This is a genomic window from Ruegeria sp. E1, assembly GCF_056534225.1.
In genome coordinates this window covers 1-23,512 of record NZ_JBQFPE010000019.1, presented here as the reverse complement: position 1 = coordinate 23,512, position 23,512 = coordinate 1, and the positions used below count along the sequence as shown (strand labels likewise).

The following is a 23,512-nucleotide window of genomic DNA, read 5'->3' as shown; positions in this document are numbered from 1 at the left end:
GGAGCGCAAAGTGAACTCGCTGTCGGGCCGATTTCTGATCCTGACGACGGTCTTCGTCATGTTGGCCGAAGTTCTGATCTTTGTGCCCTCGATTGCGCGCTTTCGCGAAGATTTCCTGCTGAACCGGTTGGAACGCGCCCAGATCGCCTCGCTTGCTTTGCTGGCCGACGACATGCTGGCCGATGACCTTGAGGCCGAGTTGCTGGCCAATGCCGGTGTCTACAACGTGGTGTTGCGCCGGGACGAGGTGCGGCAACTGATGCTGTCCTCACCTATCCCGGACCGGATCACCAAGACCTATGATTTGCGCGACGCCGGGGCATGGGTGCTGATCCGTGACGCGACGCTGCGCCTGTTCACCCCGGAAAACGAAGTCATCCGCGTCATCGGCGCGCCGGTCAAGGATGCGGGCCTGCTGATCGAAGTGACCATGGACAGCGACCCGCTGCGCATGGCGATGACTGATTACGGGCTGCGCATTCTGGGCCTGTCTTTCGTCATCTCGATCATCACGGCGTCGTTCCTGTTCCTCGCGGTCCGGGTTGTGCTGGTCAAACCGATCAAAAGCGTCGTGGGCTACATGCAACGCTACGCCAGCGCACCCGAGGACGCGCGCGGCATCATTTCACCCAACTCGAAGGTCACAGAACTGCGCGAGGCCGAAGAGGCGTTGCAGATGCTGCAGACCGATCTGACGCAGGCCCTGAAACAGCGCGAGCGTTTGGCGCAGCTAGGCGGCGCGGTGGCCAAGGTCAGTCATGACTTGCGCAACATCCTGACCTCGGCCCAGCTGTTCACCGACCGGATCGAGTCCAGCGATGACCCTTTGGTGGCGCGCATGGCGCCCAAGCTTGTCAACTCGATCACCCGCGCGGTGTCTTTGTGCGAAAGCACGCTGGCGTTTGGTCGCGCGGAAGAACCTGCCCCAACGCTGACAATGGTCCCGATCCGCGAGGTTGCTGCCGACGTCGCCGCAAGCGAGCAACTGGCGGTGGCAGATGCCTGTGTCGAAATCGTCAACGACGTGCCCGAAGACCTTGTTGCCCGTGCTGACCCGGAACAGATATTCCGCGTCATCCTGAACCTGGTTCGTAATGCCCGTCAGGCCCTTGTGGCGTCGGGCAAGCCCGGTCGAGTGACAATTGCAGGCTGTGAACTTGCCGATAGCTGGTGTATCGAAATCCGCGACACCGGCCCCGGCTTGCCCCCCAAAGCACAGGAAAACCTGTTCACCCCGTTTCAGGGTGGGGTGCGCAAAGGCGGTTCGGGCCTGGGTCTTGCGATCTCACAGGAGCTGGTACGCGGCCATGGCGGTGACCTTGTTCTGAAGGAAACCGGCTCGCAGGGAACGACCTTTGAAATAAGGCTTCCCAGTGGCGATGGGACTTTTTGAAAGTTTTTTGAAGAATCGCCTTGCACGTCCACCGCCCCGGGTCTAAATAGCGCCTCACCAACGCGGACCGATAGCTCAGCTGGATAGAGTACTTGACTACGAATCAAGGGGTCGGGGGTTCGAATCCTCCTCGGTCCGCCATTGATATCCTGTGGAACGTCACACGAACCTGACCCAACCGTCACAGTTGGACCAGAAGCGGGGTGAACGTTCGACACTGGAAGGTGCCCCAAAAAATTCTTCTATTAGAAACGAAATTAGATCCTGAGCTGCAGATCAGTTGCTGGAGCTAGAACTTAGTTCCAACTTTGTGCGCATCGGTTTGCTGTTTCTCGCGGCCCAAACCTGCCGTTGGCCAAGTGATCAAGATGCCGCGTTCGCAGCCCGCTTTGCGGTCATTCGCTGCAAGTGCGAACTCCCGGCTCTGTCGAACTCACACATCGCGGGACAAAGTGAGCCTTCGCTGCGGTGGCGCGAATGTCGGCTTTTTAGCTTCAGATACAGATTGAGTTCCGACCCCCTCTGCCTAGCCTTCGCACTTAGGCAGAGCTTGGCTCAGTACTTTGGTGTCTTTTGCGTATTTCCGAAACACAATTGACAATTTTGGACGCCGTTTTACAGAATCGGCCATGACACAGCCGATAGATCGCAAGCTAGATATAGTTGTTTTGGTGAGTTCGCACTTTAATGTTTCGGCGACAACGTCTTTCGTGGATCCATTCAGAGTAGCAAATTACCTGACAGGTTCGGCTCGATTTTCTTGGACCTATGTCTCAGACCTTGGTGGTCCAGTTGAATCCAGCAGCGGCTTGGTTGTTGACACTGCCCCATTGGCGGAGGAGGTGGCGCGCAAGCCTTGGATGGTTCTAGTGAGTACAAGTTGGACACCTGAGCGTCACGGGACACATCAGTTCAAGGTAGCCTTACAGAAATGGGAATCGGGTGGAGCAATCGTTGGTGGTCTGGATACCGGCGCGATTGTTCTTGCAACGGCTGGACTACTAAAAGGAAAGACCGCAACGGTTCACTATGAACACATCGACGCCTTTGCCGAGACGGCCCATGACACCACCGTGTCGGAGAACATGATTATTATTGATGGAAAGATTTTCACTTGTTGCGGGGGTTCTGCAGCAACGGATCTGGGATTGCGGTTTGTACATTCTGTCGCTGGTGAGAGTATCGCCAATGCATCTGCGCGATATCTTTTTCATCACAATGTACGTGGTGAGGGTCAATCACAAAACCCCAAAGACATGGAGCCGCTGGGCTATGTGACCTCTGGGGTCGTGAAGGACGCGATCGATTTGATGGAGGCACATCTGGAAGCCACGTTATCGATCCCTGAGATATCAGCGCGCCTGAAAATTTCGCAACGACAACTCAGCAGGCTGTTCAAGCAATATGTTCATAAATCGCCGATTGAGTACTACCGTGACATCCGCCTTGATCGCGCGCGCGGATTGGTGACGCAAACTGAGCTGAAGTTCAGCGAGATTGCAGAAGCATCAGGCTTCAATGGACAGGTTCACTTTAGCCGGGCCTACCGCAAACGTTTTGGGCTGACCCCAAGTGCGGATCGCGTTGAAGGCCGTACCCCGTTCGAATTCCGCGCCTGGCCGATGTTCAAGCCAGACATCAAGTCCGAAGATGCCGGGTAGCCATTTGCATCGCTGTAAGCATTTTGTCGCGTTGGGCCGATAGCTCTTCGGTACTTCGCCCTTGTGTTTGCTCGGCGATGCCATCGACCAGTTTGTTGATCACATCCTCATCAAGACGCGGATCGCCAAGGTCATCCCACCAACCATTGAAAGTATCTTTGAAATGGTCGCAGAAAGCCCGCAGGCCACCATCGCCTGCACCTAGGTGAAACAGGGTTGTCGGGCCCATCGCGGCCCATCGCAATCCCGGACCGGCCCACATCGCTTTATCTATGTCTTCGACGCTTGCGACGCCTTCAATTGCCATATGAACAGCCTCGCGCCAAACAGCGGCTTGCAAACGGTTCGCGACGTGTCCGGGCATGCCTTTTTTGATCCGGATCGTGACCTTCCCAAGGTCTTCGTAGAACGCTTCGGTTCGGTTCAGAACATCTGAACCGGTGCGGCCGTTCGCCGTCAACTCGACCAGCGGAATGAGATGTGGGGGGTTAAACGGATGGCCTAGAATGAGCCTGCTTGGATCGCGCCATCCCTGTTGGAGGGCCTCGAGTGTTAGGCCGGATGTTGAGCTTGAAACTATTGCATCAGCGCTCAACTCTGGCTCAACTTCCGCATAGATGGAATGTTTGGTCGGTAACCGCTCCGGCACATTCTCCTGAATGAACTGCGCGTTTCGCACGGCCTCAGCTGCGGTCGGCGCAAAGGTGATCGCATCCCGAGTGGCGTGGTCAACTTGGCCCAGTTCTTCCAGCGCAGGCCACGCCATTTCAATGTATTTACGTACGGATGCCTCAGCGTTCGGATCGGGATCAAATACAGTCACATTGCGGCCCGACGCGAGGAACAGCGCTGCCCAGCTTGCCCCGATGACACCGGCTCCGAGAATGGCGGTTCTTTCGATTTCTGACATCAAAACAACCCTGGATTTAAGGGCGACGCCGCTGTCATACCACCGTCCACAGTGAACAATTGGCCAGTCGCAAAAGACGACTCGTCAGAAGCTAGCCAAACAGCCATCGCAGCAATGTCTGCTGGCTTACCAAAGCGTTTGACCGCATGACGAGCCAGCGCATCTGATCTGGCCTGTCCCGGGTCGTGGGCGAGTTCGAACGCCGCGTCCAGCATGCCTGTCTCAATCCATCCCGGGCAGATCGCGTTGCAGCGCACCGCAGGTCCATGGTCCACCGCGATAGAGCGTGTAAGCCCATGCACAAACGCTTTTGAAGCATTGTATAGCGCCATCGAGGGGTCCGCGGTATTGCCTGAGATCGATCCGATGTTGATGATCGAACCACCTATCGACATTTCCGGAATGAAAGCCCGGCAACAGTTGAAAACGCCACGCGCGTTAACTCCCATCACCAGGTCCCAATCCACGTCTGAGCTTTCGGTCACTGTTTTTTCGACCTGAACGCCGGCGTTGTTTACAAGGATATCAGTCCCACCAACTGTCCAGACGATCTGTGCAACGGCTTCGGCGTCGGACACATCCAGTGTGTACCAAATTACGTTTTCCGGCAGATCATCTGGTTGAGGACCTCGCCCGCAGGTAGTGACAGCGGCCCCTTCAACCGTGAACGCTTCGACAATGCCGCGCCCAATGCCCTGTTTGCCGCCTGTCACAAAGGCGCGTTTTCCAGCCAACCGCATCAGTGTGCCACCATGACGTGACGGATCGCTGCATAGGCGTCCACCGCATAGACCGACATATCGCTGCCGGTGCCCGAGCCCTTCATCGCGGCCCAAGGCATCTCGGGCGTCGCAACCCCATGCGTGTTAACCCAGGTGAAGCCGTAGCGCAGCTTGGACGTCATTTGCATCGCTCTGCCAACATCGCGTGTCCAGACCGATGAGGCCAGCCCGTAAGGTCCGTTGTTGGCGATCTTCAACGCATCTTCTGCCTCGGAAAAACGAGAGACAGTTACAACGGGTCCAAATACCTCATTGCAGGCAATCTCTGCGTTGTTGTCGACATTGGCGATGACCGTCGGCTGGTAGAAAAATCCACCTTGATCACCAGACGCCCCACCAGAAACGATTTCGGCGCTGCTGCGTGCGCGATCTACAAAACCCGCGACGCGATCCCGCTGAGCCGCTGAGACAAGCGGGCCCATTTCTGTTCCTTCTGCTTTCGGTGCGCCGATCTTTATTTGATCGACCTGATCGGCAATCGCGGCCACAAGCTTGCCGTACACTCTGTCCGCGACAAGCACGCGGCACGGCTGTGCGCAGTCCTGACCGGCATTGAAATAGCTGCCATATCGGATCGTCTCGGCCACGGCGTCAAGATCAGCGTCCTCGAAGACAATGACAGGTGCTTTGCCGCCCAATTCCAGATGAACGTGCTTGATTTGCTGGGACGCAGCCCGCATCGCAGCCATGCCCGTCGCCGGAGAACCCGTAACGCTGATCCCTTCCATTTGTGGACTGTTGATCAAGGTGTTTCCAACCGTGGACCCACGACCGTGAATCACATTCAGCACACCTTTTGGCAGTACATCTTGCAACAATTCAGCCAGTCGAAGAGACGAGAGCGGTGTAATCTCGGACGGTTTCAACACCACCGAACAACCTGCCGCTATTGGCGCAGCAATTTTCCAGGACGCCATCATCAGTGGATAGTTCCAGGGCGCGATGGCTGCGACGGGGCCAATGGGATCGCGCCGGATCATCGACGTATGACCCGCGACATACTCGCCAGAGGCTGACCCCGTCATGGTGCGCGCAGCGCCCGCGAAAAAGCGAAAGACATCAATCGTCAGAGGCATTTCATCATCATGCGCCGACGGCCAGGGCTTTCCTACATCCAGGCTTTCAAGTTCCGCCAACTCCTGGCTGTTCGCCTCGATAACATCAGCTATTTGAAGCAACATGGCAGCGCGTTCCGCGGGTGTCGTACCCGAAAAGCTCTCAAATGCCTCGGCCGAGCTTCGCACTGCTGCCTCGATCTGTGCATCGCTGGCTTCGTTTACTGCGCCTATTGTTTCGCCCGTTGCAGGGTTCAGGATGTCGAGTGCTTCTCCGGTCCCTTCTACCAGTTCGCCATTGATCAGCATTTTCGTCTGCATATGTGCCTCCTTAGAACCCAACCTGATCGCCGCCTTTTAGTGCGAGCCGCGCCCGCGCCTCGGCCGGAGTCGCGACCGTAAGGCCAAGGTTTTCAACAATGGATCTGATGCGCATGACCTGCTCGGCGTTGGATTTTGCCAACTCACCTTTGCCGATGAACAGGCTGTCTTCGAGACCGACGCGCAAGTTGCCACCCCGCATGGCGCTTTGGGTTGCAAAAGGCATTTGGTGACGTCCGGCGGCAAGGACCGACCATTCGTAATTCTCTGCTCCGAACAGCTTATCGGCTGTGTTGTGCATGTGGGTTAGATGGTCAGCATCTGCGCCAACGCCACCCAAGATGCCAAATACCATCTGAATGAAAAATGGCGGTTTGATCAGGCCCTGATCCACGAACCATTTGACGTTGTAGAGATGGCCAAGGTCATAGCATTCGAACTCGAACTTGGTGCCATGGTCGCCACCAAGTTTCTCGATGGCGTAGCGAATGGTTTTGAAGGTGTTGGGAAAGATGAAATCTTCCGTCATCTCCAGAAATGGCCGTTCCCAATCGTGCTGAAATTCGGTGTATTTTTGCAGCATCGGAAAGACGCCAAAGTTCATCGACCCCATGTTAAGCGATGCCATCTCTGGGCTGGTCGAGGTGGCCGCCAGCAGCCGCTCATCCATCGACATCCCCAAACCGCCACCGGTCGAGACATTCATAACCACATCTGTGGACTGTTTGATCACAGGCAGGAATTGCTTGAACAGCTCGGGTCGCGGGTCGGGTTTGCCGGTTTCCGGATGTCGCGCGTGCATGTGGATGATTGATGCACCAGCTTGCGCGGCCTCAATGCTGGCCGTTGCAATCTGGGCGGGCGTAATCGGCAGATACGGTGACATCGACGGTGTATGGATGCCGCCGGTCGGCGCGCAGGTGATGATGACAGGCTTGGGCATCAGAGCTTCATCTGCTGCACCTGTGCAGACAGCCCCCCATCCAGAACCCACAACTGGCCAGAGGCATAGCGTGCCTCGTCCGAGGCCAGCCAGTTGACCAAATTCGCAATGTCCTCGGGCGTTCCATAGGTGCGCATCGGATGCACATCGCGCACGGCCTTTTGCAGCGTTTCAATATTGCCACCCTCACCGCCGGACCCATCGCCGTTGAAGAAACTCTGCAGCATTGGAGTGTCGATGTAGCCGGGACAAATGGCATTTACCCGGATGCCTTCAGGACCATGATCGCAAGCCATTGCGCGCGTCAACGCGTGAACCGCACCTTTGGTCGCGCAATAAGCCGCAAGCCCGGGGTCTGCGATGAACCCGTCATACGAGCCGAAATTGATAAGGCTTGCGCTGTTCCCCGTTTTTGCCGCCTCTCGCATTAGGGGAAGCGCATATTTCGACGTCAGGAAAGTGCCTGTGGAGTTTACCGCAAAGCTTTGATTCCATTCCTCAAGGGTTGTTTCCTCGACCGTTTTTTCGATCTCGATCCCGGCCGCATTTACAAGGATATCCAGTTTGCCATGAGCCGCACGCACATGATCCATCACTGCGATTGCGTCTGCCTCTTGCGTGACATCCAGCTTGACAAAATGACTGCCGTCATCGTCATGCCGATCCAACGACCCTTCCGGTGTGAGGTCAGCCGCAAATACCGTTGCGCCTTCGCTTAGAAAACGGGCGACAATCGCCCGCCCGATACCACCGCGCGCACCAGTGACCAGAGCAACTTTTTCCTTCAGCATCATTGGCTTCAATCCTTCAAAGGCGGATAGCGGTAGCGGCTTGCAGCCACTGTCCAATCCATATTGTTGCGGACATATTTCTGGCTTGCATCGGAGGGTGGGTTGTAGTCCCAAGGCGCGCTGGCGCCAGCCTCCATCGCGGCGTGTAACGCACGACGCGATTTTTGCGTGGCGATTATTTTCCTCCGCAATGCGCTGCCGTCCCAACGCTCGGCGACTTCGACCGCAAAGCGCGCTTTTGCGTCAGCATAGTCTGGGTCCGAAGCGAAGTTCTTGGTTTCCATCGGATCAATACTCAGATCATAGAGCTGCGGTGGATCGCTATCGCAGTGAATATATTTCAAAGGCCCGCGCCGGATCATGATCACAGGATAGCCCGTCATTTCGGCGCAATATTCACCGATGGCTTCGTCAATTGGGTCGTCTTCGCCCCGGGCCAAAGGCATCAGGCTGCGACCATCGATCGGTTCTCCAAGCATCGTCTCGTCACCCCCAGCGATGTCGATAAATGTCGGCAACATATCAACCAGCGACACGGCATTCTGCGCGGCCCCTACCGCTATGCCGGGGCCGGCCATGACCAATGGAACGCGCGCCGAGTGCTCGAAGAAATTCATTTTGTACCACAGCCCACGTTCGCCCAGCATGTCGCCGTGATCGGCTGTGACAATCACAATGGTGTTGCGCAATTCACCCGTTTCTTTAAGGGTTTGAACCAGTTCACCGATTTTACTGTCGAAGTAGCTCACGTTAGCTAAGTAAGCGTGGCGCGCGCGCCGTATCTCTTCCTCGCTGAGTGACACGTAAGACGCCTCGATCCCGTCCATCAAACGGCGGGAAAACGGGTCCCGATCTTCCAATGCAGGCACAAACGAGGGCATGTCGATTTCCTCGTCTGCGTACAAGTTCCACCACTCGGGCCGGGCCACATATGGGTCATGCGGGTGGATGAAGCTTGCAACCATTGCAAAGGGCGCGTCGTCCCCGCGTGCTTTGTCCCGGGCCACGTCAAATAGCCAACGTTTGGCGGCAAAGCCCACTTCGTCGTCATAGTCGATCTGGAAGGTCGCTTGTGCCAGACCGCTTTCCTTGACGGTCTGCATATTGTGGTACCACTTATCGATCCGCTCATCCGGTGCTTCCCAATCGGGTGTCCACGCGAAATCCGCAGGATAGATGTCAGTTGTCACCCTGTCTTCGAACCCATGCATCTGATCCGGACCAATGAAATGCATCTTGCCCGAAAGGCAGGTTCGATAGCCCAGCGATTTGAGATAATGCGCAAATGTCGGCACAGAAGCCTTGAACTCGGACGCATTGTCATACGCTGCAATGCGGCTGATGTGCTGCCCCGACATAAAGGCAAACCGCGAAGGTGCACAGAGAGGAGAATTGCAGTAGGCCGCATCAAAACGCATGCCGCGCGCAGCCAACGCATCAAGGTGAGGTGTCTTGGCGATCTTGTGCCCATAGGCCCCCGTGAAATGCGGCGCCAACTGGTCCGCCATGATCACAAGGATGTTTGGCCGCGTCACGCAGCACCTTTTGCGTAAGCGTCCAGAACCAGGCCATGGAAGTGATGCACGGCGTGCTCGGACTTGCCGGACCCATCCGGGTCATTGACGATCCGACCTTGCGTGAACGCTGGCGTGTTCATCCCACGCTGCACACTTTCGACGAGGCTGATGTCTTCGACCTGAAGTACCTCGTCCAGATAGCGAATGGCATCCATCTCCATCGCGTCAGGTTCCGGCGTCTCAAGGAAGAAGTCATAGGTTTCAAGCGTACGATCTGGCCCGACAGGGATGATGTTCAACACGATCATGCTGGACCGCCCCGGGTATCGCATCAGGCAAGTGGTCGGATAGAGCCACCAAACCGCGTGGGTTTTCACCGTGGCGTTGGAGACGTCATAGGCGGTATTTGGACTGTTGCCTGCGTCAGCCATATGGCTGGAGTAGATGCCGTAGGTTGTAACCTTGTAGGTATCCATATCCACGAGGTCACAAAAATCCTTATGGGCTGTAGGGCAGTGATAGCACTCAAGGAAATTGTCCACGACGTTCTTCCAGTTCGACTTGATGTCGTAGGTCAGGCGGTGGCCAAATGTGAGTTGATCCACATCCGGCGCCCAGTGGCGCACTTCGGATTCCAGGTTGCCGGATTGTTCTGACAAAGAAGCTGCCATCGGATCCAAATTTACGAAAACAAAGCCGCAAAATTCCTCGACCTTCACCGCATCGAGACAAATCTCGTCTTTCGTGAAATCTTTGAGGTTTTCGGTGTGTGGAGCACGCGCCAATCGCCCGTCAAGTTTATAGACCCAAGCATGATAGGGGCACATGATCCGCGTTGTATTGCCTTCGCCCGACAGCAATTCGTGCGCACGGTGTTTACAGACGTTATAAAAGGCACGAAGCTTACCCTCTTTATCGCGCACAACTGCAATGGGTTGGCCGGCAATATCCACTGTTACATAAGATCCCGGCTCACGTGTTTTCTCGACATGACATACCCACTGCCAAGTTTTGGAGAGGATGGCGCATAGGTCTGCATCAAACCACTTGCGTTCGGTGTAGGCGGCAGCCTGCAATGAGCTGGAGCGCGATGGATCAGCATGATAGCCAAAGAAAATTGTATTTGAATCAGTCATGATTGCGTCTCCGATGTTAAGTTAAATCTATTTTAAGTGGGATTCGGAGCTATGTTTAATCAGCCGCTAATTTGATTATTTTCGCCAAGCATTTTGGCTTTTGGGGACACCGCATTAATCCATCAAGCATTGCGTTTAGCTGACAAGCGAGAGCTGGGCCCTTGCCTGCACCTGTTAAGCGGTCATTCGTGCACATTGGAGAAATCCGCAAAACTGGGCTCGATGCAGACCTCGGAGTCAGCGCAGAAATCCTTTGATATGGTACCTCGTCAACGTCGGGTTGTCGCTTTGGGAGGGAATGGCGGATCGGAGGATCAGTCATGGAAACACCAAACTTACCGGCCATTCGCGCGCTTCGCCCAGCTTGGCACAAAGGACGTATCGTTGGCCAGAAACGACCGCTGAAGCCAAAGCACGTCTGGGCAATCCGGGTGCGGCTTGAATTGGCAGAGAACCAACGTGATTTAGCTCTGTTCAATATGGCAATCGACAGCAAGCTTCGCGGGTGCGACCTTGTTAAGATGAAAGTTGTGGATGTTATGGCGTCTGGCCAGATCAAGAAACGCGCCTCAGTGCTGCAGAGCAAGACGCGGAAGCCAGTCCGCTTTGAGATATCGGAAGGCACCCGCGCATCCGTCGAGAAATGGATGGAAGACGAACTAATGGTCGGATCAGAGTTTTTTTGGCCAGGCCGTTTTCATGAACGCCTTCATATATCGACGCGCCAGTATGCACGGATTGTTCGGGACTGGGTTACGTCGATCGGACTGGACGCCAGTGCATATGGCACACATTCAATGCGCCGCACGAAAGTTACCCAGATTTACAAGAAGACTGGCAACCTTCGCGCTGTTCAGCTTCTGCTGGGACACACAAAGATGGACAGTACCGTCAGGTATCTCGGTGTTGAAATTGAGGATGCCCTTGCCATTGCTGAAGCCATTGAAATCTAACTTCTCTGGGCCGTCTAAATGGCGGCCCAGAGCCGACATCCATCCCAGTGCAATGATGCTGCGGTTGCAGCCCACATAGCTGACTCTCGCTGTGGCAGTCCGACTTCAGCCTTGCCGAAGTTGAGAGCGCGGACAGTTATGCCGTTGGCCGGACGTCTGTTTTCGCAAGACCTATTTCGAAGCGGAGGTCAGCACAGCCTATTGAAAAGGCGACGCCTAGGAGGCACAGTTTTAGCCGGATCGCACCAAAATCGGCCGCAGCTATCAGCGGTCAAACTCGGAAAACCAGGACCTACTAGAGATGCCTAAAATTACTAGCCACCGGATTACCAAAGATGATTTTGAGTATGAGCTTGATATAGATTTCAAAGATACCGCTATTATGGAGAACGAGGTTTCATTTGATATCTCGGCTCGCAAACGGCCAGTAGGTTTTACAGACTGGGAAGAAGTAGCTCTCAACCTAAAATTCGATTTCGAAGCGATGGAGGCGGTCGTCACCTTCGAAGACCACGAAATTGGTCGTATCGACTTGTCGAGCATCGATCTTCCTGGCGAGGCATTTGCAGAGCAGGCTTGGGATGCCATTACCAGCGCCTATTCAGGATCGCCCATCGAAGAGACTATTCAAGCCATTCCAACTGATCCAGTTTTTGGCTGTCTGATCAAAGCAGGTGTGAGCACTACAGTCGGTCAGACGATGAGTTGTTACAACGAAAGCTATGGTGCGGAAGGCGGTCTTCCTGAGAGAATTCGCCAGACGATCATTTGTTTGGGACAAAACTCGATTTGGATGATCCTGACCGCTTCCGCTCGGACGTTGCGTTGCATGGTGATGGCAGGACTAGCCTAGATCCTGAGGTTAGACCGCAACAGAGTGATAAGGCAGAACTCAAAATTTCTTAGGTAGGCAAGTTTACTGGACATTCACGACGTCCAAATCAACGCGCGACAAGGGCTCCTGACCCACTTTGATGCCAGACCGACAGTTTAGTTTGGTGATGCTAGGCTAGTGATGTTCGCGGCCCATTCCGGACTTTGAACTTCGCCAGCCGATACTGCTACGCGGCCAGCCGAACCTGATGGGGTGGATGGTTCCTGCTCCAACCGGCGTCGCAATGCGCCATAGTGCAGTTGTCATGACTGCTATGAGAGGAGCCACCCAATGCAGGTTACAACAATTGGCATAGATCTCGCCAAGAACATCTTGCAAGTCCATGGCATCGCTGAAAACGGCGATGTTGTTTTCAATCGCGCGATAAGGCGGGCGCAGCTTTTGGCTTTCTTTGAAGACCTTCCAGCTTGCTTGGTAGGAATGGAAGCTTGCAGTTCGAGCCACTACTGGGCGCGCCAATTGAGCGCTCTCGGACATGATGTCCGTTTGATCCCGGCCAATTGCGTGAAGCCTTACGTCAAGCGTGGCAAAACTGATGCCGCCGATGCCGAAGCGATCTGCGAAGCCGTGAAACGCCCGACCATGCGGTTTGTTGCAATCAAAACGGAAGAGCAACAAAGCGTCCTGTTCCTTCATCGCGCTCGTGATCTCATCGTTCGCCAGCGCACTCAGATCAGCAACATGTTGCGCGGGCTGCTCGCCGAGTTTGGAATTGTGATTGCCCAAGGAATTGGCAGCGCGGTGAAGTTTGCAAAAGATGTATTGGACAACGACCGCCCAGATATTCCCGAAGTTGCAGTCGATGTGCTGACAAATTTGAGCAATCAGCTCGTGGCTTTGCACTTGCGGATCCGTTGGTACGAAATGCGTATGCGCCTTCAGGCAAAGCAGGGTCCACGTGTGGCGCTGCTTCGAACCATACCAGGCGTCGGTCCGGTGACAGCTTCAGCCATAGCAGCAACGATCGGCGATGCGCGCCAGTTCAAGAACGGTCGCGAGTTCGCAGCTTGGCTTGGCCTGACACCGCTCAATCGATCCAGCGGTGGCAAAGAGAGGTTGGGCCGTCCTGACGAAGAACGAATACTACCGCCCACACTACGCCTGAAGCAAAGGAACAAAAACACCGAGACAGCAAGACCAACGAGTTGCTGGCGCACAGTCAGCCCCGTAACCAAGACACCCAATCGAATGTCCGGGACACAACGTTGTCCGCGAACCTGTATGGGACTTGGTCTGCGGAAACCATCAGGGCCAGCGGACACATGTGCCGCGCAAACAGGCCGGACACATGTCTGCTTCTGACCAGTGCGAACTCATTCAAATACGTCTTGCTATGCAGGAGCAATCCACACATGCCGTTCGCCACAAGCGCAAAACCGGAGGCCAGTTGAACTCACACAACGCGACACTCAGAGGGTGTCAGATCCTACCCATCATCGGGCGAGGAGCTTCATCACCCAGTCAACTGCTTCGGATATGTCATCTGCCGCGAAAGAAGGTGCCAGATCGTATCGCTTTTCCTCGCCAGGGCGGTACTTTCCGGTGCGAACCAGTATGGCTTTGCCGACACCCGCTTTTAACGCTCCGGCGACGTCGTTTTCAGCGTCATCCCCTATCATGATGACTTCCGCGAGTTGTAATCCCATGCTGTTTGCAGCCGCCCGAAAAAACGTGGCCGATGGTTTCCCCAAGACTTGAGCCTCGACTTGGGCCGCGTATTCAAGGCCACGCACAAACGCTCCGGCATCAAGACTGAGCGCGCCGTCGGCATCGCGAAAAACCCGGTTCGCTGCCAACGCTAAGAAAGGGGCACCTTGGTCAAGAGCGCGAAACGCTGCATTTAGGTTATTGTAGTTAAAAGACTGCCCCGCATCACCCAAAACTACAGCGGCAGGTTTTCCCTGAACCACCCCTTTGAAATCCTCCATCAGGTCTGGATGCACCAAAAGGTGAGGAGAATACCCGTTTTGATTCAACCAGTCACAAGCAGCCTGAGAAGGGGTGATAACCTCGTTCGTGTCGACTGCAAAGCCGAATTGATTCAGCCTTTCGACAATTAGCCGCTTGGGTCTGCGAGTGGTGTTTGTGAGAAAACGGATTGGGATCTCTTGCGTTCTACATCGATCCACCGCTTCCTTGGCACCCGAGATCACTTGCGTTCCGTTATAAAGAACACCCGATATATCAAGGAGAAGACCATTAGCCATGACACCTCAATGCTAGTGCAGGTCTTCCGCTGTGATCAAGCAGGAGACCCAAACGGAAAAAGCTCGTTTGTAAATTGCCTCAGTTTGGATGGTAACCATACCTTGAAGCTGCCGTACAGCTTTGGCGACCCTTGCTACGGTACGAGCCGCCAAACCGAACCTTCGCTGCATGCGTAGAAGCTGCCGCTAAGTAAAAACTTGCCCTGAAGGACCTTGCCGTTCGCCGCCTCGCTGGCCAGTGTCGCGGCTCAAGGCTTGAGGTCCTTTCCAGCACGAGTATGCTGGCCTTGAGCAATAAAAAGCGAGCTATTTTGAACGAGCAAATACAGAGTCAGCAAGCTGACAACCCGAAGTCAGTACTATGCTTCGGAGATTCCTTGACCTGGGGGTTTGATCCGCGCGGCGGTGCTGACTTTGTCCGGTACGGATTCACTGAACGATGGACGAGGCGGCTGCAGGCGGAACTCGGTACAGCCTACCACGTGATCGAAGACGGGTTGAATGGCAGAACCACAGTCTTCGACGATCCCATGATAGGCGAAACGAGCGGTCTCGCCCAACTGCCAATAGCTCTCAAGACGCACATGCCATTCGATCTTGTTATAATCCTTTTGGGATCAAATGACGTTAAGACTCGCTTCAATGTAAATGGCGATGAAATCGCCCGGGGTCTCGGCCGCCTTCTGGAAATCGTGTCGAAATCGAATGTTGGACCCGATGGCCGGGCACCAGCAACGCTGGTGTTGGTGCCGCCTGCGATGGGTGACGTGAGCAGAACTTGGCTGGCACCGCTGTTCGATCCCGTTCAATGCCCAGCAGCGCTGCAACGGCTTCGCGACACATATCCCCCGGTCGCCGCCACGTTTGGCGCGCGGTGCTTTGATATCAATGAAGTGGTCGGTCCCGGCACCATTGATGGCGTACACTTCGACCCCAATTCGTTGCAACCGGTCGCTGTTGCGCTCGCTGAAGTCATCCGCGACATGTTAGATGGATCGAAGATTTAGGCGTCTTCGAACAGCAATGAGCGAACGCTGCGAGGTGCGTTTAGAAAAGGACTGCTAAACTGAATGAGCATTTCTGGAAAAATGCCACCGAGCATCAGAGTATACCCGGCTGACGCTGCGCCGGATGAGGTAATTGACGCTTATATTTTTGAGCTAAAAGAACAGATCAATCGCACACCTGCAAATTTGAACAACATATCGAAGGATATACTCACCGCTCCGGGAAACAACCTTGTCGTGGTATTTGAGAATGGCAAAGTGCTTGGTGGCCTTTATACGAAACCCGAGAGTTGGGATGGCCTTCGAATCCGCAAATTGAACGGCTTGTTCTCAACACTAAAGGGCCAAGGATTGGCACGTCATATTATTGCTCGCGCAATGAATTTGCCTTGGGACACAGACAAACTCGCCGCTGTTGTCCGAGTTATGCCATCGGGCGAGGTCAATGCAGCCGCATCTCGGGCGTTTGCATTGAACGGATTCTTTCCAACTGGAATTAGGCGTTTTTCGATTTCTGACAACGCACTCGATTCACACCTTTATGCAACAGCCGAACCTGACGGGGAAACTTATCGTGCCGTGATGCTTGTCTCGCGATTAAAAGATCAGGAAACCGGCTAGTGCAGTTCAAAAAACTGCTGGACCCGTAGCTGCGGCTCCGAGCCGGTGCAAATCAGCTTGTTCATCAAAACGCCTTGCCGGACAAGTGAGCCTCAAGAAGCAAAATCCAACCAACGGTAATCCCGGTCGAAACTAGCCCGATTGGCACAACATCCTTCATGAACTGGGTGAACGTCACTTCCTGCGCCCCCATGCGATCCGCCATTTGCAAGACGATGACATTGCTAGCCGCGCTGATGATGAAGACGTTCCCGGCCAAGGTCGAAATACCGGCAAGCATCATCAGATTTGGCACATCGAAAGAAGGCATCAGCTTCAGGTACATATCAACCAGTGGCACGTTTGAAAAAACCTGGCTGCCAAAAAAGCTGATACCGGCCGTCACCAGCGGTTCACTCATATGCTCGCGCTCTTCGCCCAGAATAGTCTGCAACGATCCCGAATTCAGCAGTGCGCCGGTTACAATGAACATGGATACAAAGAACACCAACGTAGGCCAGTCGAGGCGGACAAAGGTTTTCAGCCGGGCACTATCAAACAAGTAGACTGGCAAACAGGCGATGGCCGCTGCAACCCCCAGCGGATACCCGAAGTCTGATCCGGTGGCTGCCAGAACACTCTCAACGGTTACAAGAACGACAAGGACAATAATGGCCAGAAGCACTGGCCATTTAACCCCGCCATTTTCCTCTGCTACATCCGCTTTTTCCAAGCTTGGAGTCGAAACCACCATTCGCCTGGAAAGCCAAAATGCACTGCCACCCAAACAGATCAACGTGGGAACAATCAGCCAGTGAACAAATGTAATCATGGGGGCCGGAACTTGGCCGCTGGCCGCAATCAACAAGTTCTGCGGGTTCCCAATGGGCGTGGCCATGCTGCCGATCGTGACGGTAACGCAAAGCGCGATCAAAAAGGTTCGCTGGTCAGCTCCGGTTTGACGCGCCAACATCAGCGCAATGGGTGTGCCGATAATTGCAGCCGCGTCATTGGTCAGGACTGCGGCGATCAGCGCGAACATAAGCATGAACGCCACGAGTGAGACGCCGGGCGTTCGCCAGCCTACCATCCAACCTGCGATCCGGTGCGAAATACCGTTTTCATACAGGGCGCGTCCGATGGAGAAGACGGAAAACAGGTAAAGCATGACATTCCAGTCTATCGCTTCTATGGCAGATTTCGGAGTTATTGCGCTCGTGATCAGCAGAGCGAATGCTCCTGCCGTCATGACATGCCATATTTTGATAGACGCAGGCAGCCATTCGCGGATGGCAATCAGAGTGAAAACGGCAATTGAAACCCCAAGACTGAAGGACAATGTGCTACTCCGGTTAAGATTGCGCGGCGTCAGGCTTGTTCTGATTGCGGCTTGCATGCGGAGCCGTTTCCGGCATCAGAGTGGCGAAAATCAATGCCCCCAGCAGCGAGACGGCTGCAAGAAAGTAAAACGCCACATCGTAGCTGCTGATCTGCACGATCTCTTCCGCCGCCAGATTGCTGACCGAAGCTCCAACTCCGACGAGGGTGGCCAACGCCCCTTGTGCGACATTGAACCGCCCGGTTCCTTTAGTCACATCCGAAACGATGAGCAAAAACAGAACGGCAAAGATTCCGTTTGCTACGCCATCCAACGACTGAATGGCGACAAGCGCCACGCTATTGTCTGTCAGAGTATAGAGAAAGGCGCGGATCGGAAGAATTGAGAAAGCAACCAAAAACAGTGGCTTGCGCCCCCAATGATCTGCGGTCCGGCCACAGAGAACCGCCATTCCGACCATAATGAACTGTGCCGAGATGATGCAAGCCGAGGTGAACGCAATCCCGGCCTTGGTATCGCCTCCGCTGGCGACCTTCTGGCTCACCAAAGGTAGCATACTGGCATTTGCACAGTGAAACAGGATGATCGAAACGCCAAATATCAGAAGACGCCTGTCACTGAAGATCGTGGCAAAGCCACTGGGCTTTTCGGCACCCGATCTGTCCTCGGCAACGCCGCCACGGGCGGTTTCGTGGTCAATATCAGTGGGTCTGATCAGCATGGTGCAGCAGATCATGCCCACACACATCACAGTTATCAGGATAAATACCCCGTTTACATAGCCTGCCAAGGCTAAACCCGCGGCAATCGCCGCCGCCACCACGTTCCCTGCGTGGTTCCACGCTTGGTTTGCGCTGGTTTGGCGGGTAAACGCCCCCCGCCCCACAACGCCCAGCGTTATCGCTGCAATCAGCGGACCGAGAAAAGCCAGCGCGACACCCATTGTCGCCTGCGCGCCGTAGATCGCAATCGCCTCGTTGGATACAATAAGTGTCAAAGCCGCCAAACCCACAGCTGTGATACAAACAACCATCAAAGCCCGCTTGGCGCGTATCCAATCAATCAACGCTCCGGCCGGTGTCTGTGCTAGCACCGTTACAATTGATCCGAGGGCAAGTGCGAAACCGATGTTCTGGGGCGACCAGTGAAGTTGGGCCAACAGGTAGATCGCTAAATAAGGGCCGAACCCTGCGGTCACATCTCCGGCAAAGAAATTTATGCCCAACAAAGGTCGGTTTAACCGCGCATGCGGTACAGTATCCACCGGCGTGTCAGTCAAATCGCCTTGCACAAAACAAGCGCCTCCATGTCAGCGCAGCAGATGCCCCTGGTGCTCACTGTGGTTGACTGGGCGTCTTTTTACAACCCATGCGCGTTTTTTGCACGAAACTTGTAACCCTTGCAGGGTGAAAGCCAGTTTGCTCAGATAGGAGCCGGCCCAAACCGGCCCTTCACTGATTGGTCAAGTCGCTGCCGCACGGCCCATCAAACCTGGCGTTCGCTGCGCCAGCGAGGTTGGCAATTAACTGGATTTACGTCGTACAGGTTGCAATGAAGCACCGGAGTTTTATTTGGTGGCGGCCCCACGCCATATCTTGGCTGAAATCTTGCATGGCAGAAGGGCCTTGAAAGAATGCCCGGGTTTCCACTCCACTTCGTGTATATCATGAATGGCTTGGAGGTCTTCGACCGTCAGGCGATCCAGTAGATTTACACCGGTCGAGGCCCGGATCGCTTCCAGCACCGGTGTCTTGTGCACAGGCGATCGGGCGACGACGTTGCCCAACTCATCTTCATGCGCATCCATTGTGGATTCGTAAAACTCATCTTCGATCATGCCGCCAAACAAGCAGCTTGCGCCCTTATGCCGGTATGCGCCGACACCGAACCTCGGGTTGAACGCTTTTTTTTATCTTGCGCTTCGAGGCGAGCTATAGCGGTGTCAAACAGGTCTGCAACACTCATGTTAGTTGATACACCTTCCATCAGGTAAGTTCGCAAAAACTACGTTTATGATGATATCAACAACGCCAATGCACGCCAGCGGATCGAGGCACAATCTATGGCAAAAAGTTCAACGAGATGAGTGCCGCGGACAAGAGATCGGGTTCGACCCCAACTAAGAACCGCTTCTATTTGCTTTGGGGCGGTATTGCGGATTCGTTGTCGGACATTCTCGCAAGCCCCAGCATTGTGCTTCCATTCCTGTATCTAGCACTAGGGGCTCCACAATTCCTGGCCGGGCTGCTTCTGCCATGTGTCAAAGGCGCCCGGATTATAGCCGAAGCCGTGATGTCCCCTTATGTTCGTGTTGGGAATCGCTCCAAAAAAGCGATGATACTCCCCAATCTCGTCATTGCTTTGGTCCTGACCGTTTTGGCCCTGTCAGGTGCGGCTCTGTCCGATGGGGTCGTGATGGTCCTGTTTGTGTTGGTGGCTTTGGTAGTCGGCAGCTGCTACGGAGTCTGGGCTTTGGGCAGCAACCACATCTATGGTTCGGAACTCGAAGAAGAAGAACGCGGGCAGATCGTCTTCACGCAACTGGCGTTAAGCTGCATCATCGCGATAGCTCTTGTGTGGACCACACGGGCGCTGATGGTAGGAGAAACCCCGTTCGAGCGACATCGAGTTCTGCTTTGGTTGGGTGTGCTAGCCCTTTTGGTTTCTTGCTTCTGCATGTTCCGACTGGTGCTTACAAAAACCTCTGACGAGGTTAGCAATCAAGAGGAGTCCGACAAGAAGGAGTCCTTCTATAACCAAGTTTCACGCGGTTGGTCTCTGGCGCTGCGATATGCGTGGTTCCGACGTTTCCTGGTCGCGCGACTGTTCTTTTTGTCAGTCGAACTGGCCACGCCGTTCTACACTATTCATGCGGCGACATTTCATCTTTCTACTCCGCACATACTGACCATTTTTGTAACGGCAACAAGCGCTGGACGCGCGGTTGGTGCAGTCTTGTGGCGGCGGGTCGTGCGCAAGTCGATCCGATACACAATCGCCGGTGCGTCAATGATCGCGTGCATTTCGGCGCTTATGGCGATTGGCTTCGATCTGTTCGGCTTGGCCAGTAATCCCTGGGTTTATGCCTCAACGATCTTTTTTCTGTCCTTTGGGATCGGCGGAGAAACTGAAGGCCGGTACTTGTACCTGCTTTCGATGTCGTCTGACAGCAATCGCCCCTATATGGTTGCGCTCTCGGACGCGGCGGCTGGTATCGGCGGGATCATTTTCGCCGCAATGCTTGGCCTAGTGGCGCAAATCCAAAGCGTTCTTATCCCATTAACCGTGTTAGCCGTGCTTAACGCTATTTCTGTCTATTTGGCCCTGTCGCTGACCGAGAATACAGAAAAAACACCTTCACGTTAGTGCGTCCGAGACAAGAGCCGAATTCTGTCATTGCCCTGATTGCGGGCTATTGCGACTGCTGCATTTTGTTCGCTGCGATGATGATGACGTCGGCCAGGGGGCCATAGAGCGTTCCGTGCAATCCACCCGGAACAACGACGAGTTCCGATCTGGGCAGGACGTTATGCAGACGCCAAGGTGTCAAAAACGGGGCCGAGAGGTCGAGCCGACTGTGTATAAGATGTATCTTCAGTTCGGCAAGTTTGTGGGCCTGTTCCAACAGCGGCATGTCAAGCCAGGCAAGATTTTGAAAGTAATGTGTGACGATCCTTGCAAAACCGAGCCGAAAGCGTTCGTCTTCATAAGATGGATTGCGTTCTACCCGCGGGTCCAAGCTTACTACGGCGGCTTCCCATTTGCACCACGCAAACGCAGCAGCGGATCGCAAACCTGCATCTTCACCCACGAGAAGATCGTTATAGCCTGCCGCAATTTCAATCCCGTCGCATGCCTCTGGTACCAACGCGTGGAACTCTTCATGTGCTTCCGGCAAAAACCGACGGGCGCCAAAATAAAGAAAGTTGAGATCTTCGCGTGATATCATTGCCACCGCAGCGAGGATCAGACCTTTCACCCGCTCCAGATGCTCCAGCGCATAGGCCACTGCAAGAGTAGTTCCCCATGAAGAACCATAGATATACCAACTCGCCAGCCCCAGACTGGAGCGCAGGCGTTCCAGATCGTGGATCAAGTGTTCTGTCGTATTCGCCTTGAGAGCATCCACACTGTCGCCCGCGTGCGGCGTGGATCGTCCTGCGCCCCTTTGGTCGATCGTGACTATGTGCCAACGTTCCGGGTCGAACAACTGAACCATTTGGGGACGCGTGCCGCCTCCGGGCCCTCCGTGCAGCAACACGATAGCTGGCGCGTTTTCGTTACCGAACGTCTGCCAAAACACGGAGTGGCCATCTTCTTCGGGCAAAAAGCCGGAAAGCAGAGGCGGCGAAGGGCGATAGAGAGCCATAGCGTTGTCATATCCCGCTTTGTAAAGCGTAGATAGATCAATGCGCGCAACCGCCCGGTTTCGACTCTGTGCGACAGAACCCGCCCAGCACCTATGCCTTCTGGTGTTTCTATGCGCATTCGTTTTGATTGCGAAAGTTGAGCGGGTTGCGATTGGCCATTGATTTTACACGGCTCAACTTGACACTTAAAGTAAGCAAATAGTGATGCCAGAACATGTATGCAGGAGAGGATTGTTATGAGATCTCTATCGGCACTTATTTTATTCGCTTACATGGTGTTTCTTCCTGTGGCTGCGCTTTCGCAGGTAAGCATGAAACTGTATTCGGACACACCATCCACGCATCCGAAATCTCAACTGCTGGCGTCATTGGCAACCCAGATCCGGGACCGAACCGAGGGGCGGATCGTAGCCGATTTCTTCAGTGCAGATTCGGACTTGTTTCCGAATGAAGACATCGCGTTGGACGCATTGGTCAACAATCAAGTTCAGATGGTTTGGCCTCCGGTTGCACGGCTTGAACGCTTTGCCCCCGAATTCATGCTACTTACGCTTCCCTATAGCATCGATTTGTTTGCTATTCGCGATGCAAACGGTCACGCGGTGTTAATTGATGACCTTTCAAACCGGCTCCACGATGTAGGCCTCGATATTTTGGGCCTCGCTCCGGCCGGATACACCCTGTTTGTGAGTAAGGACCCGTTGACCAGTATTGACCAACTGCCCGGAAAGACTGTCCGTGTACCAGGGTCGCCAATGCTGACGGATTACCTGGAAACGATTGGAGCGAAGGGCGTCAACTTTCCTGCGCCCGAATTGCCAAAGATCTTAGGGGATAAAAGTGTAGATGTCGTTCTGACTTCATTCGCTGGATGGGACCTGATTGGCCCAACAGATGGGGAATATGTGTTGGTCGATCTCGATATGCGCGTTGGATTTTATGGTGCCGTCTTAAACGGTGAGTGGCTCGCTTCGCTGGATGGACAAGACCGCCTGATCGTGATTGAGGAAGTTTCAAACATTATAGCCGAGCGCTGGCTACAACTTGAAGATGAAAGATTTGCATTTGAGGAGCAAATGCGTGCGGTCGGCACCACATATACAGAAATCTCGGGGGATGACGCAGCAGCCCTCAAGACTGCGGCGGACGCTATCAGGCGCGCGTACATTGAGCGATCGCCGGAGTTCATTCAAAACTACTTGAAGTGAGCGCTCCAAGGCGTGTGTCTTTGATCGGCCCTGAAGGCAATTCTGGTCGAAGAACTCGGGCAACGAACAAAGACAGGCTTTGACCGGCCGCAGCGTGTTTGAACATTGCTGACGGGCACAGAATGCCACTGCGCGAAGGCGAAGACTGGAATGAACTGTATGACTTGGAGAATTGCCCCACGAATTGAAAAACTTTTTCAACGATCCATAAGGAGAATGTGTTCGCAGAAGTGTCAAAGAAATGACGCTTCGAAGAATGATCAGTTTGCAGGACCGAGCACTTCTTCCTGCCTATCGCCCCTTGAGTATTTTGTTTGAATCGGCCCAAAGCCAACCTCCACCACCCGGTCGAGATGTCGCGGTGCGGCCCGTTGAACCGGCCATTCACTGCAAATACAAAATCTCGAATTCTCCGAAATCACAG

At 54.4% G+C, this 23,512-nt stretch carries 21 protein-coding genes and 1 tRNA gene; 10 read left to right on the top strand and 12 right to left on the bottom strand.

Annotated elements, in window-relative coordinates; all coding sequences use genetic code 11:
* Positions 1-10: 10 nt before the first annotated feature.
* The 3 genes from ACR0FG_RS19170 (at position 11) to ACR0FG_RS19160 (ending at position 3,054) form a co-directional block, all read left to right on the top strand.
* Positions 11-1,393, top strand: a complete 1,383-nt coding sequence (locus ACR0FG_RS19170; protein ID WP_480894821.1) for an ATP-binding protein — start codon at positions 11-13, stop codon at positions 1,391-1,393.
* 64 nt (positions 1,394-1,457) lie between these two features.
* Positions 1,458-1,534: transfer RNA gene (locus ACR0FG_RS19165), tRNA-Arg, on the top strand.
* Between the two features lie 488 nt (positions 1,535-2,022).
* A complete protein-coding gene (locus ACR0FG_RS19160) occupies positions 2,023-3,054 on the top strand; it encodes a GlxA family transcriptional regulator (RefSeq protein ID WP_480894819.1) in 1,032 nt (343 codons plus the stop codon).
* Here the strand turns inward: ACR0FG_RS19160 and ACR0FG_RS19155 are convergent.
* The 7 genes from ACR0FG_RS19155 to ACR0FG_RS19125 are packed head-to-tail and all read right to left on the bottom strand — an operon-like array spanning position 3,032 to position 10,509.
* Positions 3,032-3,964, bottom strand: coding sequence for a 3-hydroxyacyl-CoA dehydrogenase NAD-binding domain-containing protein (locus ACR0FG_RS19155; protein ID WP_170717557.1), 933 nt, complete (start codon positions 3,962-3,964; stop codon positions 3,032-3,034). The genes ACR0FG_RS19160 and ACR0FG_RS19155 overlap by 23 nt on opposite strands.
* On the bottom strand, positions 3,964-4,704 hold the full coding sequence (locus tag ACR0FG_RS19150; protein ID WP_480894817.1) for an SDR family NAD(P)-dependent oxidoreductase: 741 nt from the start codon (positions 4,702-4,704) through the stop codon (positions 3,964-3,966). Before ACR0FG_RS19150 ends, ACR0FG_RS19155 begins: the two co-directional genes overlap by 1 nt.
* On the bottom strand, positions 4,704-6,122 hold the full coding sequence (locus tag ACR0FG_RS19145) for a gamma-aminobutyraldehyde dehydrogenase (protein WP_480894815.1): 1,419 nt from the start codon (positions 6,120-6,122) through the stop codon (positions 4,704-4,706). The genes ACR0FG_RS19150 and ACR0FG_RS19145 overlap by 1 nt, the downstream gene beginning before the upstream one ends.
* A gap of 10 nt (positions 6,123-6,132) precedes the next feature.
* Positions 6,133-7,065 (bottom strand): 3,5-dioxohexanoate:acetyl-CoA acetone transferase, encoded by a 933-nt coding sequence (kce, locus tag ACR0FG_RS19140; protein ID WP_480894813.1) that lies wholly within the window; start codon positions 7,063-7,065, stop codon positions 6,133-6,135.
* Positions 7,065-7,859: an SDR family NAD(P)-dependent oxidoreductase gene (locus ACR0FG_RS19135; RefSeq protein ID WP_480894811.1), complete on the bottom strand. Its 795-nt coding sequence runs from the start codon at positions 7,857-7,859 to the stop codon at positions 7,065-7,067. Before ACR0FG_RS19135 ends, kce begins: the two co-directional genes overlap by 1 nt.
* Positions 7,860-7,864: 5 nt before the next feature.
* Positions 7,865-9,391 (bottom strand): choline-sulfatase, encoded by a 1,527-nt coding sequence (gene betC, locus ACR0FG_RS19130; RefSeq protein WP_480894809.1) that lies wholly within the window; start codon positions 9,389-9,391, stop codon positions 7,865-7,867.
* Positions 9,388-10,509 carry an aromatic ring-hydroxylating oxygenase subunit alpha gene (locus ACR0FG_RS19125; protein WP_480894807.1) on the bottom strand — a complete coding sequence of 374 codons (1,122 nt, stop codon included), beginning with the start codon at positions 10,507-10,509 and terminating at the stop codon, positions 9,388-9,390. Before ACR0FG_RS19125 ends, betC begins: the two co-directional genes overlap by 4 nt.
* 320 nt (positions 10,510-10,829) lie before the next feature.
* Between ACR0FG_RS19125 and ACR0FG_RS19120 the strand changes: the two genes are divergently transcribed.
* The 3 genes from ACR0FG_RS19120 (at position 10,830) to ACR0FG_RS19110 (ending at position 13,659) form a co-directional block, all read left to right on the top strand.
* Positions 10,830-11,462, top strand: coding sequence for a tyrosine-type recombinase/integrase (locus ACR0FG_RS19120; protein ID WP_480894805.1), 633 nt, complete (start codon positions 10,830-10,832; stop codon positions 11,460-11,462).
* Positions 11,463-11,763: 301 nt separating this feature from the next.
* Positions 11,764-12,315, top strand: coding sequence for a hypothetical protein (locus tag ACR0FG_RS19115; RefSeq protein ID WP_480894804.1), 552 nt, complete (start codon positions 11,764-11,766; stop codon positions 12,313-12,315).
* A 312-nt stretch (positions 12,316-12,627) separates the two neighbouring features.
* Positions 12,628-13,659, top strand: a complete 1,032-nt coding sequence (locus ACR0FG_RS19110) for an IS110 family RNA-guided transposase (RefSeq protein ID WP_480894802.1) — start codon at positions 12,628-12,630, stop codon at positions 13,657-13,659.
* A gap of 131 nt (positions 13,660-13,790) precedes the next feature.
* On the opposite strand, the gene ACR0FG_RS19105 is transcribed toward ACR0FG_RS19110, so the two are convergent.
* Positions 13,791-14,564, bottom strand: a complete 774-nt coding sequence (locus ACR0FG_RS19105) for a TIGR01458 family HAD-type hydrolase (RefSeq protein ID WP_480894801.1) — start codon at positions 14,562-14,564, stop codon at positions 13,791-13,793.
* Between the two features lie 287 nt (positions 14,565-14,851).
* Between ACR0FG_RS19105 and ACR0FG_RS19100 the strand changes: the two genes are divergently transcribed.
* Entirely contained in the window at positions 14,852-15,571 is a 720-nt protein-coding gene (locus tag ACR0FG_RS19100) for a GDSL-type esterase/lipase family protein (RefSeq protein ID WP_480894799.1), read from the top strand.
* A gap of 63 nt (positions 15,572-15,634) precedes the next feature.
* On the top strand, positions 15,635-16,192 hold the full coding sequence (locus tag ACR0FG_RS19095; RefSeq protein ID WP_480894798.1) for a hypothetical protein: 558 nt from the start codon (positions 15,635-15,637) through the stop codon (positions 16,190-16,192).
* Between the two features lie 64 nt (positions 16,193-16,256).
* On the opposite strand, the gene ACR0FG_RS19090 is transcribed toward ACR0FG_RS19095, so the two are convergent.
* The 3 genes from ACR0FG_RS19090 to ACR0FG_RS19080 form a co-directional block, all read right to left on the bottom strand.
* The gene (locus ACR0FG_RS19090) at positions 16,257-17,567 is read right to left on the bottom strand and encodes an ArsB/NhaD family transporter (protein ID WP_480894796.1); all 1,311 of its coding nucleotides are present in this window, start codon (positions 17,565-17,567) and stop codon (positions 16,257-16,259) included.
* On the bottom strand, positions 17,524-18,774 hold the full coding sequence (locus ACR0FG_RS19085) for an MFS transporter (protein ID WP_480894794.1): 1,251 nt from the start codon (positions 18,772-18,774) through the stop codon (positions 17,524-17,526). Before ACR0FG_RS19085 ends, ACR0FG_RS19090 begins: the two co-directional genes overlap by 44 nt.
* A gap of 303 nt (positions 18,775-19,077) precedes the next feature.
* A complete protein-coding gene (locus ACR0FG_RS19080; protein ID WP_480894793.1) occupies positions 19,078-19,347 on the bottom strand; it encodes a hypothetical protein in 270 nt (89 codons plus the stop codon).
* A gap of 245 nt (positions 19,348-19,592) precedes the next feature.
* Between ACR0FG_RS19080 and ACR0FG_RS19075 the strand changes: the two genes are divergently transcribed.
* Positions 19,593-20,876 (top strand): hypothetical protein, encoded by a 1,284-nt coding sequence (locus tag ACR0FG_RS19075; protein ID WP_480894791.1) that lies wholly within the window; start codon positions 19,593-19,595, stop codon positions 20,874-20,876.
* A 46-nt stretch (positions 20,877-20,922) separates the two neighbouring features.
* On the opposite strand, the gene ACR0FG_RS19070 is transcribed toward ACR0FG_RS19075, so the two are convergent.
* On the bottom strand, positions 20,923-21,879 hold the full coding sequence (locus ACR0FG_RS19070; protein ID WP_480894790.1) for an alpha/beta fold hydrolase: 957 nt from the start codon (positions 21,877-21,879) through the stop codon (positions 20,923-20,925).
* 237 nt (positions 21,880-22,116) lie between these two features.
* Between ACR0FG_RS19070 and dctP the strand changes: the two genes are divergently transcribed.
* A complete protein-coding gene (dctP, locus tag ACR0FG_RS19065; protein WP_480894789.1) occupies positions 22,117-23,088 on the top strand; it encodes a TRAP transporter substrate-binding protein DctP in 972 nt (323 codons plus the stop codon).
* The last annotated feature ends 424 nt before the right edge of the window (positions 23,089-23,512 follow it).

What these genes read in the sequence shown, in the direction of transcription:
- ACR0FG_RS19105 (WP_480894801.1), bottom strand. Translation starts at nt 14,564, where the DNA reads ATGGCTAATGGTCTTCTCCTTGATATATCGGGTGTTCTTTATAACGGA.
- ACR0FG_RS19160 (WP_480894819.1), top strand. Translation starts at nt 2,023, where the DNA reads ATGACACAGCCGATAGATCGCAAGCTAGATATAGTTGTTTTGGTGAGT.
- ACR0FG_RS19095 (WP_480894798.1), top strand. Translation starts at nt 15,635, where the DNA reads ATGAGCATTTCTGGAAAAATGCCACCGAGCATCAGAGTATACCCGGCT.
- ACR0FG_RS19145 (WP_480894815.1), bottom strand. Translation starts at nt 6,122, where the DNA reads ATGCAGACGAAAATGCTGATCAATGGCGAACTGGTAGAAGGGACCGGA.
- ACR0FG_RS19075 (WP_480894791.1), top strand. Translation starts at nt 19,593, where the DNA reads ATGAGTGCCGCGGACAAGAGATCGGGTTCGACCCCAACTAAGAACCGC.
- ACR0FG_RS19135 (WP_480894811.1), bottom strand. Translation starts at nt 7,859, where the DNA reads ATGATGCTGAAGGAAAAAGTTGCTCTGGTCACTGGTGCGCGCGGTGGT.
- dctP (WP_480894789.1), top strand. Translation starts at nt 22,117, where the DNA reads ATGAGATCTCTATCGGCACTTATTTTATTCGCTTACATGGTGTTTCTT.
- ACR0FG_RS19080 (WP_480894793.1), bottom strand. Translation starts at nt 19,347, where the DNA reads ATGATCGAAGATGAGTTTTACGAATCCACAATGGATGCGCATGAAGAT.
- ACR0FG_RS19125 (WP_480894807.1), bottom strand. Translation starts at nt 10,509, where the DNA reads ATGACTGATTCAAATACAATTTTCTTTGGCTATCATGCTGATCCATCG.
- ACR0FG_RS19070 (WP_480894790.1), bottom strand. Translation starts at nt 21,879, where the DNA reads ATGGCTCTCTATCGCCCTTCGCCGCCTCTGCTTTCCGGCTTTTTGCCC.
- ACR0FG_RS19150 (WP_480894817.1), bottom strand. Translation starts at nt 4,704, where the DNA reads ATGCGGTTGGCTGGAAAACGCGCCTTTGTGACAGGCGGCAAACAGGGC.
- ACR0FG_RS19155 (WP_170717557.1), bottom strand. Translation starts at nt 3,964, where the DNA reads ATGTCAGAAATCGAAAGAACCGCCATTCTCGGAGCCGGTGTCATCGGG.
- ACR0FG_RS19115 (WP_480894804.1), top strand. Translation starts at nt 11,764, where the DNA reads ATGCCTAAAATTACTAGCCACCGGATTACCAAAGATGATTTTGAGTAT.
- kce (WP_480894813.1), bottom strand. Translation starts at nt 7,065, where the DNA reads ATGCCCAAGCCTGTCATCATCACCTGCGCGCCGACCGGCGGCATCCAT.
- ACR0FG_RS19090 (WP_480894796.1), bottom strand. Translation starts at nt 17,567, where the DNA reads ATGCAAGCCGCAATCAGAACAAGCCTGACGCCGCGCAATCTTAACCGG.
- ACR0FG_RS19110 (WP_480894802.1), top strand. Translation starts at nt 12,628, where the DNA reads ATGCAGGTTACAACAATTGGCATAGATCTCGCCAAGAACATCTTGCAA.
- ACR0FG_RS19120 (WP_480894805.1), top strand. Translation starts at nt 10,830, where the DNA reads ATGGAAACACCAAACTTACCGGCCATTCGCGCGCTTCGCCCAGCTTGG.